Source organism: Amycolatopsis melonis (assembly GCF_040064235.1).
In the GTDB taxonomy this organism is placed as follows: domain Bacteria; phylum Actinomycetota; class Actinomycetes; order Mycobacteriales; family Pseudonocardiaceae; genus Amycolatopsis; species Amycolatopsis melonis.
Map to the genome: position 1 here is coordinate 238,751 of NZ_JBDZYD010000005.1, position 14,791 is coordinate 253,541.

General features: G+C 70.3%; 15 protein-coding genes and 1 tRNA gene. 3 read left to right on the forward strand and 13 right to left on the reverse strand.

Annotation, left to right across the window (positions count from 1 at the left end):
- The first annotated feature begins 46 nt into the window (after positions 1–46).
- Both ABJI51_RS15015 and ABJI51_RS15020 read left to right on the forward strand, forming a co-directional pair.
- Positions 47–511, forward strand: a complete 465-nt coding sequence (locus ABJI51_RS15015) for a hypothetical protein (RefSeq protein WP_348951219.1) — start codon at positions 47–49, stop codon at positions 509–511.
- Positions 504–1,616, forward strand: coding sequence for a DUF4239 domain-containing protein (locus ABJI51_RS15020; RefSeq protein WP_348951220.1), 1,113 nt, complete (start codon positions 504–506; stop codon positions 1,614–1,616). The genes ABJI51_RS15015 and ABJI51_RS15020 overlap by 8 nt, the downstream gene beginning before the upstream one ends.
- Before the next feature lie 7 nt (positions 1,617–1,623).
- On the opposite strand, the gene ABJI51_RS15025 is transcribed toward ABJI51_RS15020, so the two are convergent.
- The 7 genes from ABJI51_RS15025 to ABJI51_RS15055 all read right to left on the reverse strand — a co-directional run bounded on the left by ABJI51_RS15025 (position 1,624) and on the right by ABJI51_RS15055 (position 6,629).
- Complete coding sequence (locus ABJI51_RS15025; protein WP_348951222.1) at positions 1,624–1,860, reverse strand: hypothetical protein; 237 nt, start codon at positions 1,858–1,860, stop codon at positions 1,624–1,626.
- A 116-nt stretch (positions 1,861–1,976) separates the two neighbouring features.
- Positions 1,977–2,876 carry a sulfotransferase domain-containing protein gene (locus ABJI51_RS15030; RefSeq protein ID WP_348951224.1) on the reverse strand — a complete coding sequence of 300 codons (900 nt, stop codon included), beginning with the start codon at positions 2,874–2,876 and terminating at the stop codon, positions 1,977–1,979.
- An 81-nt stretch (positions 2,877–2,957) separates the two neighbouring features.
- On the reverse strand, positions 2,958–3,635 hold the full coding sequence (locus ABJI51_RS15035) for an MFS transporter (RefSeq protein ID WP_348951226.1): 678 nt from the start codon (positions 3,633–3,635) through the stop codon (positions 2,958–2,960).
- 67 nt (positions 3,636–3,702) lie between these two features.
- Positions 3,703–3,776, reverse strand: a tRNA-Leu gene (locus tag ABJI51_RS15040).
- 76 nt (positions 3,777–3,852) lie between these two features.
- The gene (locus tag ABJI51_RS15045) at positions 3,853–5,187 is read right to left on the reverse strand and encodes an NAD(P)/FAD-dependent oxidoreductase (RefSeq protein ID WP_348951228.1); all 1,335 of its coding nucleotides are present in this window, start codon (positions 5,185–5,187) and stop codon (positions 3,853–3,855) included.
- An 84-nt stretch (positions 5,188–5,271) separates the two neighbouring features.
- The gene (locus ABJI51_RS15050; RefSeq protein ID WP_348951230.1) at positions 5,272–5,955 is read right to left on the reverse strand and encodes a uracil-DNA glycosylase; all 684 of its coding nucleotides are present in this window, start codon (positions 5,953–5,955) and stop codon (positions 5,272–5,274) included.
- On the reverse strand, positions 5,952–6,629 hold the full coding sequence (locus tag ABJI51_RS15055) for an endonuclease V (RefSeq protein WP_348951232.1): 678 nt from the start codon (positions 6,627–6,629) through the stop codon (positions 5,952–5,954). Before ABJI51_RS15055 ends, ABJI51_RS15050 begins: the two co-directional genes overlap by 4 nt.
- Before the next feature lie 14 nt (positions 6,630–6,643).
- On the opposite strand from ABJI51_RS15055, the gene ABJI51_RS15060 reads away from it, so the two are divergent.
- Entirely contained in the window at positions 6,644–8,137 is a 1,494-nt protein-coding gene (locus tag ABJI51_RS15060) for a S10 family peptidase (RefSeq protein WP_348951233.1), read from the forward strand.
- Here ABJI51_RS15060 and ABJI51_RS15065 read toward each other — a convergent pair.
- From ABJI51_RS15065 to ABJI51_RS15090, 6 genes are all read right to left on the reverse strand, one after another.
- Positions 8,115–8,909 (reverse strand): hypothetical protein, encoded by a 795-nt coding sequence (locus tag ABJI51_RS15065; protein ID WP_348951234.1) that lies wholly within the window; start codon positions 8,907–8,909, stop codon positions 8,115–8,117. The genes ABJI51_RS15060 and ABJI51_RS15065 overlap by 23 nt on opposite strands.
- A gap of 112 nt (positions 8,910–9,021) precedes the next feature.
- Positions 9,022–10,749, reverse strand: a complete 1,728-nt coding sequence (locus ABJI51_RS15070; protein WP_348951236.1) for a S8 family serine peptidase — start codon at positions 10,747–10,749, stop codon at positions 9,022–9,024.
- A 73-nt stretch (positions 10,750–10,822) separates the two neighbouring features.
- A complete protein-coding gene (locus ABJI51_RS15075) occupies positions 10,823–11,821 on the reverse strand; it encodes an ABC transporter ATP-binding protein (protein WP_348951238.1) in 999 nt (332 codons plus the stop codon).
- Positions 11,814–12,809: an ABC transporter ATP-binding protein gene (locus tag ABJI51_RS15080; protein ID WP_348951240.1), complete on the reverse strand. Its 996-nt coding sequence runs from the start codon at positions 12,807–12,809 to the stop codon at positions 11,814–11,816. The genes ABJI51_RS15075 and ABJI51_RS15080 overlap by 8 nt, the downstream gene beginning before the upstream one ends.
- Positions 12,810–12,813: 4 nt before the next feature.
- Positions 12,814–13,767 carry an ABC transporter permease gene (locus ABJI51_RS15085; protein WP_348951242.1) on the reverse strand — a complete coding sequence of 318 codons (954 nt, stop codon included), beginning with the start codon at positions 13,765–13,767 and terminating at the stop codon, positions 12,814–12,816.
- The gene (locus ABJI51_RS15090) at positions 13,760–14,689 is read right to left on the reverse strand and encodes an ABC transporter permease (RefSeq protein WP_348951243.1); all 930 of its coding nucleotides are present in this window, start codon (positions 14,687–14,689) and stop codon (positions 13,760–13,762) included. The genes ABJI51_RS15085 and ABJI51_RS15090 overlap by 8 nt, the downstream gene beginning before the upstream one ends.
- Positions 14,690–14,791: the final 102 nt, after the last annotated feature.

Below are 14,791 nucleotides of genomic sequence, written 5' to 3' on the forward strand. Positions count from 1 at the left end.
GGTGCACGTCGTAGCCTGAGGACGATCTTCTGGAGGGAGTTTGCCGGTGCCGAACGAATCGGGCGGCTGGCGGGTGGTGTCCGGGCCGGCACCCGGACCGACGCCATCTCCGCCGCCACCTGGGGGCGAGGGCCCGTCGCCCGAGCCGACGCCGTCGCCGTCCCCGGGACCGCCGCCGAAGCGTGTGCCGCCGTGGGGTGGCGGCGCGGACCTCGGGGTCACGCCGTCCTGGCTGCGGCAGCGCGCCGACGCGTGCGACGAGACGTCGGTGGCGGTGAACGCACTGTGCGGCGCGGCGGACGACACGTTCGAGCCGCTGCGCCGGGCGGCTCCCGGCTGGGAGTTCGTGAACAGCGTCGACGACATGCAGGGCCGGTGGGACGACCTCAACGCGCTGCTGCGGCAACGGCTCGGCGAAGCCGCGGAGAACTTCCGGCTGAGCGCCGACGCGTACTCGGACACCGAGACGGCCGCCGCCCGTGCCGTGGGAACGGAGCTGCCCCGTGGTTGATTTCAAGCAGCTGACGGAGCTGGACGTCGCCGGGCTGGAGACGTTCGCCGAGCAGTGGGCGCTGGTCCACCAGAGGCTCCACCGGATCCGCGACGGGTACGAGTCGGCCGTCGTGACCCCGCTGGAGGACGGCGAATGGGAGGGCAAGGGCGGCGCGGCGGCGACGAAGTACTGCGCGCGCATCCGCTGGGACTTCGACGCCGTCGACGCCGAGGTCAAGGCCCTGCGGAGGTACATCGACACCGAAGCCGACGGCGCCGAGGGAACCGCGGGGCTCAAGGGTCTGGAAGGCCACCAGCGAGCCGTGCTGGACCTGCAGCGGCAGGCGCGGGAGCACGGCATGACGGTCACGGCCGAGGGCAAGGTCACCCACGACGACACTGCGGGCTACTTCGACGCGCTCGGTGAGCAGGCCGCCCTCGCGGACGAGCTGGAGCGGAAGATCCAGGCGCATCTGAAGCAGGCCACCGAAATCGACCAGGAACTCGCCCGCAACCTCAAGGTCGTCTTCGGCACGCGGGACAACTTCGAGACCGAGGACCGCCGCTACGGCGTCCTCCCGCCCACCGAGCACGACCGCAGGGTGTGGAACCAGCTGCACAACGTCGTCCTGCTGGGCCTGGTCCGGCAGGGCAACGACCACGCGGCCTGGCTGCTGCAGCACTATCTCGACGGCGACGGCACCACGGTCGAGGCACCGGTCCAGGACATGCTGGACGACATGCCGTCGTTCCGCGAGCGCGTCGACAAGGAAGTGGCCCAGCTCGGCAAGCGCCCGGACGGCCCGTTCACCACGGAGTGGACGACGACTGCCCCGGACCTGGACCGCGACGGCAAGGGCGGTCAGGACTGGTACTACTCGTTCAACCACTTCCAGTACCGGCTGGTCGGCGAGAAACACGGCGACGAGGTCGTCTACCACGTCGAGATCCAGAAGCGTTACGACTGGGGCATCCCCAGCGAGCACCGGCGCGACCTGGAGAAGAGCACCCCGCTGCTGGACGTCGACTTCGAGCAGGCCGACATCGCCCACCTCAACACGACGGGCATGGCCCGCGACTTCGACGTCGTCGGCAGCTCGGCCCAGAAGACGGCACGGGTGTAGCACCGGGTCACGCGCCGAAAACCGCGGCCATGGCGACGACGGCGAATACCGGCACCGGCTGGAAAGTGTCCACCACGGACCGGCGGGGCGGATCGGCGGTGCGGATCGAGACGAGCACTCCCACCAGCCCCGCCCCGGCTCCGAGCGCCGCCACGAGCAGGAGGAGGGAATCGCCCGTGCCGGCGGGTGGTCCCTCCGGAGCGTCGTCCAGCGTCACGGCGGCGCCCCAGAGGCCGGCGAACATGCTCGGGATCCCGGCGAGGCCGACCAGAAAGCTGCCCGTTTCGAGTTTCAGCGAAGTCCATCGGCAAAACGCCCGGTACCGGCTCCCCGGAGCAACGGGCGCCGCGTCGCCGAGTGTCAACGAAGCCGGCCCCTGTGCAGCCACTCGGCGAGGTCGGGCGGCGCCAGCTCGGCGACGCGCCGCTGGTAGTGCTCGATCGTCGCGTGGTCGAGCAGGTCGCGCCACTGCCCGCTGGTGCCGGACCGGAAGAAGTCCTTGTTGCTGCGCCAGAGGTTCGCGTCGACGCCGGGGGCCAGCTCGTCGGCCCGGTTGCGCATGCGGTCGAAAGTCGCCGCGGTGGCGAGTTCTTCCAGCCGCTGCCGCGCGATGTCGATCGAGAGCGCGGTGGCCAACCGCCCCAGCTGGCCGGGCAGGTCGGCTTTGAGGTCGGCGTAGTGGAACAAGACGACCTGCGGCGAATCGCGCCGGTCCCAGAACGTCCGCACGTGGTGGACCAGGTTGGCCAGTGACACCCCGAACCACGCCGACTCGGGGGTGAACTCCGCGTCCGCCCACTCCCGGAACCGTTCGAGCGGATCCTCAGCGGGCGGCGGGCCGTCGTGCTGGTCGAGCCCGCCCGCGGCGATGGCGTCGGGGTGGATGTTGGCGGTGGCGTGCTCGAACGACAGCATCGCGTCGCGCGGGTCACGGCCGACGCAGACGTACGTCACCCCTGCTTCGAACGGCAAGCCGTCGAGCGGTGTGTGCGTCTTGACGAACCGCCGGTGCCGCTGGCTTTCGAGCCCGGCTATGACCGCCTCGGTGTCATAGGTGGTCGCGTCCAGCCAGGGAGAGATTTCGGTGAGCGGACGGGGAAGCTCGGCGCTGTCGAAGATCAGCAACGCGCACAGCATCTGCATCCACGTCGTGCCGCACTTCGGCGGCGTGCTGATCACGACGTCGCCGTCACGGAACCGGAAGCCCGCCCACAACGCACTGTCGGACACCACCGTGCGATACCGCCGCAGTCCGGTCATCGTCAGGACCCCCGCCCGTCGAGGTCCCAGAATGCCACGCTCACCCCGGCCAGGCTATCCGCCGGTTCGGCGCGGTAACCGTCAGACGCCGCCGGACTGCGGTCCTGGCGGTGGGTAGGGCATGCCGTACGAGACGGGCGGTGCCGGGCGCTTGGCCGTGCTGAGCCGGACGAGACCGATCACCCCGGTGACGACCAGCGCGATGAGCAGCAACGGAATCGCGGCCAGCTGGACCACCCGGAACCCCACCGCCTCGGAGATCAGCTGGCCGATGACCGGCCCGAGGACCAACGAGAGCACGGCGAGCGCCGCGAACACCCCGGCGATGGCAGCACGCAGTTGGCGCAGCTTCAGTGTCAGCGCGACCGTCGCCCCGGCGGCCGCGCCCGTGCCCAGCCCCGAAAGAACGCGGCCGATCGCCAGCACACCGCCGGCGGGCGCGAAGGCGGCGAGCGCGACACCCAGGAGCAGGAAACAGGCCGCGGGCACGGCCACCGCCGTCGGGAAGCGGGCGCCGAGCAGGAGCCCGGCAGGCGCCGCGAGCGCCGCGCCGGCGAGGTAGGCGACCAACCCGATCAGGAGCAGGCTCACGTCGGACAGGCCGAAGTCGCGCTGGATCTCCGACATACCGTCGAACCGGTAGATCGCGGTCAGCATGAACAGCCCGATCAGCGCGGTCAACCCGGGCCCGAAGACCTGCCACCAAACCGGCGCGGCAACAGGGCGAGTGACAGGCGGCGTCGGCGGCGTCACGTACATGCGCACACCGTATAGCGCCGGAGCAGCCTCGGGGACCAGGTTGGCGCATCCTCGTCCACGCAGTATGTGCCCCCGACGGGACTCGAACCCGCACTCGATCGATTTTAAGTCGACTGCCTCTGCCGATTGGGCTACGGGGGCACCGCCCACTCTAGTCATGCCCGGGAACGCCGAAAGCCCCCGGCCGTAGCGACCAGGGGCTCTCGACAACGTCAAATCAGGACTTGGACACCCGGGTGAACTCGTCCTTCGGGTTGTTGATCTGGCCGAGCGAAATCACCTCGCGCCGGAACAACCCACCCAGGATCCAGTCGAACAAGATGCGGATGCGGCGGTTCCAGGTCGGCATTGCCTTGAGGTGGTACGCGCGGTGGAACAGCCACGCCGGGAAGCCCTTGATCTTCAGGTTCAGTGCGTCCGCCACGCCCTTGTGCAGGCCGAGGCTGGCCACTGCGCCCAGGTTCTTGTGGTAGTAGTCCTTCGGCTTGCCGCCGCGGAGGACCTTGATGATGTTCTTGGCCAGGAGGCGGGCCTGGCGGACCGCGTGCTGGGCGTTCGGCGGGCACGTTGCCGTCGGGTCCTGCTCCGTGCGGGACAGGTCCGGGATTGCCGCGTTGTCGCCCGCCGTCCACACGTCCGGGTGGCCCACCACCTGCATGGCCGCCGTGGCCTCCAGGCGGCCGCGCTTGTCGAGGGGGAGGTCCGAGTTCGCCAGGACCGGGTTGGCCTTCACGCCCGCGGTCCAGATGATCGTGTCCGTGTCGAACTCCGTGCCGTCCGACAGGACCACGTGGCCGTTCTCGAACGACTTCGCCGCCGTCGACAGGTACACCTCGATGCCGCGCTTCTCCAGCTGCTCGACCGTGTACACACCCAGCGTCTCGCGGACCTCGGGGAGGATCCGGCCCGCCGCCTCGACGAGGACCCAGCGGATGTCCGACACCTTGATGTTCGGGTAGTAGTTCTCCACCGCGAACCGGGTCATGTCCTCCAGCTCGGCCAGCGCCTCGATGCCGGCGAAGCCGCCGCCGACGACCGTGAACGTCAGCAGGCGCTTGCGCAGCTCGGGGTCGAGCGTGCTGGCCGCCTCGTCGAGCTTGGTCATGATGTGGTTGCGCAGGTAGATCGCCTCGCCGATGGTCTTGAAGGCGATGCCCTCCTCGACCAGGCCGGGGATCGGCAGGATCCGGGCGACGGCGCCCAGCGCGACGACCAGGATGTCGTAGCCCAGCTGCTCGATGTGGCCGTCGGCCGCCTCGACCGTGACCGACTTCTTCTCGTTCTCGATCTTGGTGACGCGCGCGGTCAGCACGTGGCAGCGCTTGAGGACCCGCCGCAGCGGCACGACCACGTGCCGGGGCTCGATCGCGCCTGCCGCGGCCTCCGGGAGGAACGGCGCGTAGGTCATGTGGGGCTGCGGGTCAACGACCGTCACGGACGCCTCGTTGGCCCGGAGCATCTTCTGCAGGCCGTAGGCCGTGTAGAGCCCGACGTACCCACCACCGAGGACGAGGATCCGAGTCGGTTCCGACTTCGACTTCGCAGCAGCCATGTCCCCATGTTCGCACCTTCGCCGCGACCTCGCTCGGGGGCCCCATCCGGCTGTGACCAGCGTCGCTGCGGTTTCCGTAACGATTCAGTCCGGTGCTGTCACCGAGGTCGCGGCGCGGAAGACGTCCGCCACCATGGCATGGGTCACGCGGTGTGTCTGGACATTGCGTGGCGAGACGTGATAACAGCCGAAAACCCGCAGGTCGCCCAGCTCCAGCACGGCACCGTGGGTGAACGCGGGACGCGGCCGCGGCACCGCCCAGCCCGCCGCTTCGAGCACCGGCAGCAGCGCCTGCCACCCGAACGCGCCGAGCACCACGATCGCCCGCAGTGTCGGACGTAACAGTGCCAGTTCCTCGGCCAGCCACGGACGGCAGGTGTCCCGCTCCGCGGGGGTCGGCTTGTTGGCGGGCGGGGCGCAGCGGACCGGCGACACCAGCCGGGTCCCGTACAGCTCCAGCCCGTCGCCGACGGCCGTCGACGTCGGTTGCGAAGCGAGCCCGACCTCGTACAGGACCTGGAAGAGGAAGTCGCCAGACGGGTCGCCGGTGAACATCCGGCCGGTGCGGTTGCCGCCGTGCGCCGAGGGGGCCAGGCCGACCACGGCGAGCGAGGCGTCCGGCGGCCCGAACCCCGGCACCGGGCGCGCCCAGTACTCCTGGCCGCGGAACGCCGCCTTCGTGCCCGCGACGCCCTCCCGCCAGGCCACCAGCCGCGGGCAGGCGCGGCACCCGGCGACCGCGGCGTCCAGCTCGTCCAGCGACCTCATCGCAGCGCCGCCCGGGACAGCCGGTCGGCGTGCCGGGTGGTCTCCGGCAGCCGGTAGCGCGGGGTCAGCGCCAGCGTCAGCCGGCAGGCGTGCGCGAGACCGATGCGGTGCCCGGCCGAGACGTACACCGGCTTGACGCCGTCCTGGGTCCGCAGCACCGCGCCGACCTCTTCCCCGGCGTCGACCAGCGGGACGGACGAGCCCCTGGCGGCGCCGGGAGTGCCGTGCGTGCCGACGAACCGCGTCTTGCCGACGCCGAACGCGGGCAGCCCGGTCAGCACGCCCACGTGGCAGGCCAGGCCGAACCGCCGCGGGTGGGCCAGGCCGTAGCCGTCGCAGACCAGGACGTCGGGGGTGTGCTCCAGCGCGCCGAGTGCGGCCAGCAGCGGCGGCAGCTCGCGGAAGGCGAACAGGCCCGGCTCGTACGGGAAGACGGCCTCGGCGCGGTGGGTCCGCTGCTCGACGACGGTGAGCCCGGCGGTTTCGAGGGTGACGACGGCCGCGGCGATGCCGCCGGCGTCGTCGTAGGCGACGTCGAGGCCGGTCACCGTCGGCGGCAGCTCGGGGCAGTCGTCGGTCAGGTCCACCCGGCCGCGGAGCCGCTCCTGGACCGCGAGCGCCTCCTCGGCCGTCGACGGCCAGTCCCCGGTGTGCACCAGGTCACCCTGCCACATCTAAGTTGGGCCCCATGGCGGACACGACCCCCGAAGAGGCTCCCGAGACGAAGGCCCCGGCCACCACGGAGATCCCGGCCGAGCCGACCGACGACATCGTCACGACCCAGCACACACTGACCGTGAAGCGGAAGAAGCTCGCGTACACGGCGAAGGCCGGGCGGATCGTCCTCCGCAAGGAGATCGTGAAGGACGGCAAGTCCGAGGGCTTCAAGCCCAAGGCGGAGGTGTTCATCACCTCCTACACCCTCGACGACGCCGATCCGGGGACGCGGCCGGTGACGTTCGCCTTCAACGGCGGCCCCGGCTCGTCGAGCATCTGGCTGCACATGGGCCTGCTGGGGCCGCGCCGGGTGCTCTCCGGCGACGTCGACGACCTGGTGCCGCCGCCGTACGGGCTGGCCGACAACCCGGAGACGCTGCTGGCGCACAGCGACCTGGTGTTCATCGACCCGGTGTCGACCGGGTACTCGCGGGTCGCCGGCGGCGAGGAGAGCAAGGACTTCCACGGCTTCAAGGGCGACATCGAGTCGGTCGGCGAGATCATCCGGCTGTGGGTGTCACGGCACCAGCGCTGGCTGTCGCCGAAGTTCCTGGCCGGCGAGTCCTACGGCACGCTGCGCGCCGCCGGGCTGGCCGCGCACCTGCAGGACCGGCACGGGCTGTACCTCAACGGCCTGCTGCTCATCTCGTCGGTGCTCGACCTGGGCACGCTGCAGTTCACCGAGGGCAACGACCTGCCGTACTCGCTGTACGTGCCGACGTACGCGGCGATCGCGCACTACCACGGCCTGCACGGCGACCGCCCGCTCGACGACGTCCTCGCCGACGCCGAGGACTTCGCGGCGAAGGAGCTGCCGTGGGCACTGGCCCGCGGCGCTCGTCTGTCCACTCAGGACCGGACGGAGGCGGTGGCGACACTGGCGTCGCTGACCGGGCTGAGCGAGTCCTATGTGGACCGGGTGAACCTGCGGATCGAGCACGTCCGGTTCTTCACCGAGCTGCTGCGCGACCGCGGCCTGGTGGTCGGCCGGATGGACGGCCGGTTCACGACGTGGGAGCCCGACGGCGGCCGCGAGCACATGAGCGACGACCCGTCGATCTCGCGGGTGGTGGGCGCGTACGCGGCGTCGTTCAACCACTACGTGCGGGCCGAGCTGGGCTACGAGAACGACCTGCCGTACGAGATCATCAACGAGGACACGTTCAAGGCGTGGTCGTACGCGGACTTCGAGGGCCGCTCGGTGTCGGTGGTGGACTCGCTCAGCGCGGCGATGCGGGCGAACCCGCACCTGAAGGTGCACGTGGCATTCGGCCACTACGACGGCGCGACGGCGTACTTCGCGGCCGAGCACGTGCTGGCCCACCTGCAGATCCCGGAGGAGCTGCGCGACAACATCGACACGGCGTACTACCCGGCGGGCCACATGATGTACATCCACGAGCCGACGCGGCTGCAGCAGGCGAAGGACCTGGCGAAGTTCGTCAAGAAGGCGTCGAACCGCTGACACCCGGCCCGCCGCCTGCCGGAGCAGCAACCGGCAGGCGACGGCACCGGACCTGGGCGGCGAACCCGGTCCCCAGTGCCAGCACGACGTAGCCCACCCGCACCGGAAACCACGGCGGCACGGACGGCCACGTCTCGGCGAAGTCGACGCAGGCCAGGAGCGCGAAGACCGCCGACGGCGCGAACATCACGACGTCCTGGGCCCGCAGCACCGCGTCGGCGGCGAGCGACGTCGGGTCCTCGGCGATCACCGGGGCTCGCAGGGCCGGGCCGAGCACCAGCGCCGTGCTTCCGGCGCCGACCGCCAGTGCCGCCGCCCAGCTCACGGCCGCCACGGGGCTGGTGGAGAACCTCGCCACGCACAGCACCACGCCACCGCCGAAGGTGACCAGTACCGAAGCAAGCGACCACCAGCCGACCTGCCGGGCGGTCACCCGCAGCGGCAGCCGGTCCCCGGCGGGCGCCAGGCGCGCGGCGGCACGTTCGCGCGGGCGGACCCGCCGCCACTGCAGCAGCGGCACGACCGCGAAGACGGCGCTGACCAGCAGGAACCGGACGGGGACGGGTAACTCGGCGAGCGCGACGATCACCCAGACCCCGCCGTAGAGCCCGAAAAGAACCTGGTAGGAGCGCCGGGCCTGCTCCCGGGATCCGACCCGCAGCGCGAGCAGCCGGGTCTGCCGGTCCGCCGTGATGCCGTGGCGGCCCAGCCACGCCCGCGTGAAGCCGGCCTCCGCGGCCGTCGGCTCGTCCGGCAAGGATCTTCGCGCCATCGTCGGCACCCCCCTCGTCCCGTCATACACGCCGGGGAAGCCGGAAAGGTTTACTCATCGCGCGAAACGGCCCACCTCCCCCAGGGAGATGGGCCGTTCCGTGGCGAAGAACCTACTTCAGGAACTGCGAGCCGCGCGTCACCGCCGCGTAGGCGTCGACCGCGCCGTGGCCGTAGAAGCCGTTGAACGACGGGTCACCTTCGCAGGTTGCCGTGAACGTCGCGTCGCGGCCTTCCTTCAGGTAGTCCACCGTGCGGGGCACCGGGCAGGCGATCTGGGCCGCCGTGCCCTCGAGGACGCGCTGGACCTTGTCCGGGTCCATGCCGAACTCGCCGTGCGTCTTCTTGCCGTACTGCGAGATGATCAGCGCCACCACGCCGGTCGCGTGCGGGGTCGCCATCGACGTGCCCTGCAGCCACTGGTAGTAGCCGACGCGGCCGTCGGGGGCCGTCGCCTTCTTGATGCCCGCGGCCAGGCCCGCCTCGGTGATGTTGCCGTCCGCGTCGATGTTGCCTTCGGCGACGCCGACGTTCTTCGGGTACGTCGAGAGGATCTCGTTCTCGACCGTGCGGTACCACGGCGTGCCGAAGCCGTCGCGGAAGAAGCCGCCCGGTGCCGAGACCGAGATCTGCTCCAGGCCGTAGTTGGAGTAGTCCGCCTTCTTCTGCGACGGGCCGAACGAGCTGACGCCGATCGTGTGGTTGCCCTCGACCGGCAGGCTGAGGCAGGTCGAGTTGTCGATCGTGCGCGGGTGGGTGCCGTTGGCCGGGTAGTCCGGGCTGGTGGTGTCCGGCTGCGGCTTGCCGAGGTCGGTGTGCTGGTTGCCCAGCGCGACCACCATCGTGACGCCCTTGCGGTGCGCGTAGTTCAGCGCCCGCTGCGTCGCCTCGATGATCGTGCGCTGCTCAGCCTGCTCGGCGGGCGAGTCCGCCGGGTTCGCGGCACAGTTGTAGAGCCAAGGATCTGTGTAGAAGCTCATGTTGACCACGTCGATGCCCGCGTCGCCGGCGTAGGTGATCGCGTCGACGGTCGGCTGCAGGAAGAAGAAGCCCGAGTCCTGGCCGGCGCGGATGTTCACCAGCGTCACGTTCGGCGCGACGCCGGAGACGCCGAAGCCGTTCGCCGCGGCGGCGATGGTGCCGGCGACGTGCGTGCCGTGGCCGCCGTCGTCGTGGTTGACCGGGTCGACGCAGCCGCGGAACTCGCAGGGCCCGTCGACTTCGGCGCCGTTGACGTCGGTCGGGATGTCGCGGGTGAAGTTGCGGGAGTCGGCCTCGTCGAAGTTCGGCGCGATGTCCGGGTGCGTGCCGTCGATGCCGGTGTCGATGACGCCGACCTTGACCTGCTTGCTGCCCGGCTGCTTGGTGCGCGAGAGGTCCGAGCGGACGGACTTGAGGCCCCAGAGCTGGTCGTCCAGCGGGTCCATGCCCACCGGCGCGGCCTGCTTCTTCGCCGTGGCGGCGGCGGTGCCACGGCCTTCCTTCTCGACGTGGGCGTCGCTCTTGCTCTTCTTGGCCAGCTTCGGCACCGAGCCGATGACCTGCGCCTTCGCGGCGCCGAACACGGCACGGCTGGCCGTCACGCGCTCGGTGAACCCGGTGGCCGGGGCGCTGGCCTTGATGAGGCCGACCGCGGTGTTGGTCTCCAGGATCGTGCCGCCCGCGGCCTTGATCGCCTGCTGGGCACTGCCGATGCTCTGGACGTCCTTGGCGAGCACGGTGAACTCGGTCGCCGGGCCGGCCAGTGCGGGCTGGGCCGACGCGGCAGGCACCGCGACCGCCGAAACCGCGCCGAACAGCGGCACGGCGAGCACGGCGGCGAGAAGCCTTGGTCTCTTCACGTTTCTCCTCCTCCGGAATGCGGTTCCTGCACCGTATAGATCGGACAATGCGCAAACAACGGCCAAACGTACGTTACGGAACAACCGACTTCTGCTCCGCGAAGTGACAAGCTGACGGATGCCCGTCCGTCCTGGGCACCAGCTCGGGCACCTCCTCGGCGCACCTGTCCTGCGCCTTCCAGCACCGCGTGCGGAACCGGCACCCGGACGGGGGATCCAGGGGACTCGGGACGTCGCCGGTCAGCCGGATCACCTGGCGGCGGCCGCGCACCGCCGGGTCCGCGACCGGCACCGCGGACAGCAGTGCCTGGGTGTACGGATGGGACGGTCGTTCGTAGATCTCCTCCTCGGTGCCGATCTCGACGATCTTGCCGAGGTACATGACCGCCACGCGGCTGGACAGGTGCCGCACCACCGACAGGTCGTGCGCGATGAACACATAGGACAGTCCGAACTCGCCCTGCAGGTCGCCGAGCAGGTTCATCACCTGCGCCTGGATCGAGACGTCCAGCGCGGACACCGGCTCGTCGCAGATGATCACCTTGGGCCGCAGGGCCAGCGCGCGGGCGATGCCGATGCGCTGGCGCTGGCCGCCGGAGAACTGGTGCGGGTAGCGGTTGAGGTGCTCGGGGTTGAGGCCGACGACGTCCAGCAGCTCCCGGACCTTGCCCGCCCGCGAGCCCTTCGGCGCGACCTCGGGGTGGATTTCGAACGGCTCGCCGACGATGTCGCCGACGGTCATCCGCGGGTTGAGTGAGGTGTACGGGTCCTGCAGCACGATCTGGATTTCCCGCCGCAGCTTGCGCAGTTCGGCGCCGCGCAGGCCGAAGATGTCCCGGCCCTCGAACTGCGCGGTGCCGCTCGTCGGTTCCTCCAGGCGCATCAGGACCTGGGCGAGCGTCGACTTCCCGCAGCCGGACTCGCCGACGACGCCGAGCGTCTCGCCCGGCATCAGGTCGAACGAGACGCCGTCGACGGCCTTGACCTGCCCGATCGTGCGCTTGAACAGGATGCCGGTGCGGACCGGGAAATACTTCTTCAGGTCGCGGACGGAAAGAATGGGATCAGGCACGGGAACTCACCACCTCTTCGGCGAAGTGGCACGCGCTGGTCCGGCCGAACCCGATCGCGTGCTGCGGCGGGACTTCGGTGCTGCACTTGGCTTCGGCCCGCTTGCAGCGCGGGTGGAACGGGCAGCCGGGCGGGATGTCGAGCAGGCTCGGCGGCAGGCCCTTGATGGTTTCCAGCGTCTGTCCTTTGAGGTCCAGCCGCGGCAGCGAGTCCATCAGCGCGGCGGTGTAGGGGTGGGCGGGCGCGCGGAACAGCTCGCCGACGTCGGCCTGCTCGACGATCCGGCCCGCGTACATGACCGCGATCCGGTCGGCGACCTCGGCGACCACGCCGAGGTCGTGGGTGATGAGGACCAGCCCCATCTTCCGCTCGGCCTGGATCTCGGCGAGCAGGTCCATGATCTGGGCCTGCACGGTGACGTCGAGCGCGGTGGTCGGCTCGTCGGCGATGAGCAGGTCCGGGTCCAGCGCCAGGGACATCGCGATCATCGCGCGCTGGCGCATGCCGCCGGAGAACTGGTGCGGATAGTCCCTGACCCGGCGTTCCGCGGCCGGGATCCGGACCGTGTCCAGCAGTTCGATCGCCCGCTTCCGCGCGTCCTTTTTGGACATCCCGAGCCGGACGCGCAGCTGCTCCTCGATCTGGAACCCCACGGTGAACACCGGGTTCAGCGCCGACAGCGCGTCCTGGAAGATCATCGCGATCTCGCTGCCGCGGACTTCGCGGCGGCGTTCGGCGGACGCGGTCAGCAGGTCCTCGCCGCGCCAGCGCACGGCACCGGCGGTGACGACACCCGGTGGCATGTCGAGGATGCCCATCACCGTCTGCGCCGTGACGCTCTTCCCGGAGCCGGATTCGCCGAGCACGGCCAGTGTTTCCCCGGCGTGCACCGCGTAGCCGACGCCGTTGAGCACGTTCGCGACGCCGTCGGACGTCCGGAACTCGACGTGCAGGTCCTCTACTTCGAGCAGGAGTTCGTTGTCGGACAAGGACTTACCTCGACTTCGGATCGAGCGCGTCGCGGATGCCGTCGCCCAGCATCACGAAGGCCAGCACGGTCAGGGTGACGAAGGCGCCGGGGAACAGCAGCATGTGCGGGTCCACCCGGAAGTAGTCCCGCGAGTCGCTGATCATCACGCCCCACGAGATCACCGGCGGGCGCACGCCGATGCCGAGGTAGGCCAGCGTCGCCTCGGCACCGATGAACGCGCCGAGCGCGATGGTCGCGTACACGAGCACCGGCGCGATCGTGTTCGGCAGCAGGTGCCGGAAGATGATCCGCGGGGTGCTCGCGCCGAGGCCGCGCGCGGCCTTGACGTAGTCGAGCTGCTTGGCGACCAGCGTCGCCGAGCGCATGATGCGCATGGCCACCGGCCAGCTCAGCACCGCGATCGAGCAGACCACCTGCACGATGATCGTGACACCGCCGGGGTTCGAGCCCGGCGCGTTGAACGTCGTCAGGATGACGATCGCGCCGAGCACGAACGGCAGGCCGGCGAAGATGTCGCCGAAGCGGGACAGGACGCTGTCGACGATCCGGCCGTAGTAGCCGGCGAGGATGCCGACGACCGATCCGATGAGGACGGTCAGCAACGTCGAGAACACCCCGACCAGCAGCGACGCGCGGGCGCCGTAGATCGTCCGCGCGTAGACGTCGTACCCCTGGTTGTCGTAGCCGAACCAGGCGTCCGCGGACGGGCCTTCGTTGGCGTGCGCGAGATCGCTGAAGCCCGCGTCGCGCGAGCTGAACAGGCCGGGCGCGATCGCGATCAGCACGATGAGCGCGATGATCACCGCGGAGGCGACGAACGCGGGCTTGCGCCGCAGCTGGCGCCACGCGTCGCTCCACAGGCTGCGGGGCTTGTGCGGGCCGGTGGCGGAGTCGTCGACGCGGGACAGCTCGGCCGCGCCGGCCCCGCCGCCGCCCACCAGGTTCGGGTCAGTCATAGCGGATCCTCGGGTCGAGAACGGCGTAGAGCAGGTCGACGACCAGGCTCATCAGCAGGTACACCAGCACCAGCAGCACGACGACGCCGACGACGGTCGCGCTCTCGCGGTTCTGGATGCCGCGGAAGATGAGCCCGCCCAGTCCGTTGATGTTGAACACGCCTTCGGTGACGATCGCGCCGCCCATCAGGGCGCCGAGGTCGGTGCCGAGGAAGGTCAGCACCGGGATCACCGAGTTGCGCAGCAGGTGCACGCCGACGACTCGGCTGGTCGGCTGCCCCTTCGCGATCGCCGTCCGGACGTAGTCGGCGCGGCGGTTCTCGGCGATGCTCGTCCTCGCCAGCCGGGCCACGTACGCCATCGAGAGGCTGCCGAGGGCGATGCCGGGGACGATCAGCTCGCCGATGCCCGGGTTGTCGGACACGCTCGCCTCGATCAGCCCGAGCCCGTTGCTGCCCAGTGCCAGCTGCAGCACGATCGCGGTGACGAACACCGGCAGCGAGATCAGGAAGGTGGTCGAGACCAGGACGAGGTTGTCGAGGAAACCCTTGCCCCGCAACCCGGTCAGCACCCCGGCGGTGAGGCCGATGACCGCCTCGATGACCACCGCGACCACGGCGAGGCGCAGCGTGATCGGGTAGGACGTGGCGATCAGCTCGCCGACCGAGGTGCCGTTGAAGGTCTCGCCCCAGTCACCGGTGAACAGGCTTCCGAGGTACTTGAAGTACTGCACGAAGACGTTGTCGTTGAGGTTGAACTTCTCGGTCATCTGGGCGACGTAGGCCGGCGGGCAGGCGGTCTGGCCGCACTTGCCGGAGAACGGGTCGCCGGGAACGGCCCAGACGAGGATGTAGATCAGGAACGTGGTGCCGAAGAAGACCGGGATCAGCTGGAGCAGCCGTCGCAGGACATAGCGGGTCATGACGAGTTCCTAGTGCGCGCCGGGGGGGGGGGGGGGGGGGTGGGGGGGGGGGACCACTTTGTGTCTGAACACCCCCCGGGGGGTGGGGGGGGGGGGCGCTAG

Excerpts from the sequence above, each read along its gene's own strand:
- ABJI51_RS15055 (WP_348951232.1), bottom strand. The coding sequence starts at position 6,629 with ATGTGGCAGGGTGACCTGGTGCACACCGGGGACTGGCCGTCGACGGCC.
- ABJI51_RS15045 (WP_348951228.1), bottom strand. The coding sequence starts at position 5,187 with ATGGCTGCTGCGAAGTCGAAGTCGGAACCGACTCGGATCCTCGTCCTC.
- ABJI51_RS15065 (WP_348951234.1), bottom strand. The coding sequence starts at position 8,909 with ATGGCGCGAAGATCCTTGCCGGACGAGCCGACGGCCGCGGAGGCCGGC.
- ABJI51_RS15085 (WP_348951242.1), bottom strand. The coding sequence starts at position 13,767 with ATGACTGACCCGAACCTGGTGGGCGGCGGCGGGGCCGGCGCGGCCGAG.
- ABJI51_RS15050 (WP_348951230.1), bottom strand. The coding sequence starts at position 5,955 with ATGAGGTCGCTGGACGAGCTGGACGCCGCGGTCGCCGGGTGCCGCGCC.
- ABJI51_RS15090 (WP_348951243.1), bottom strand. The coding sequence starts at position 14,689 with ATGACCCGCTATGTCCTGCGACGGCTGCTCCAGCTGATCCCGGTCTTC.
- ABJI51_RS15025 (WP_348951222.1), bottom strand. The coding sequence starts at position 1,860 with ATGTTCGCCGGCCTCTGGGGCGCCGCCGTGACGCTGGACGACGCTCCG.
- ABJI51_RS15060 (WP_348951233.1), top strand. The coding sequence starts at position 6,644 with ATGGCGGACACGACCCCCGAAGAGGCTCCCGAGACGAAGGCCCCGGCC.
- ABJI51_RS15030 (WP_348951224.1), bottom strand. The coding sequence starts at position 2,876 with ATGACCGGACTGCGGCGGTATCGCACGGTGGTGTCCGACAGTGCGTTG.
- ABJI51_RS15035 (WP_348951226.1), bottom strand. The coding sequence starts at position 3,635 with ATGTACGTGACGCCGCCGACGCCGCCTGTCACTCGCCCTGTTGCCGCG.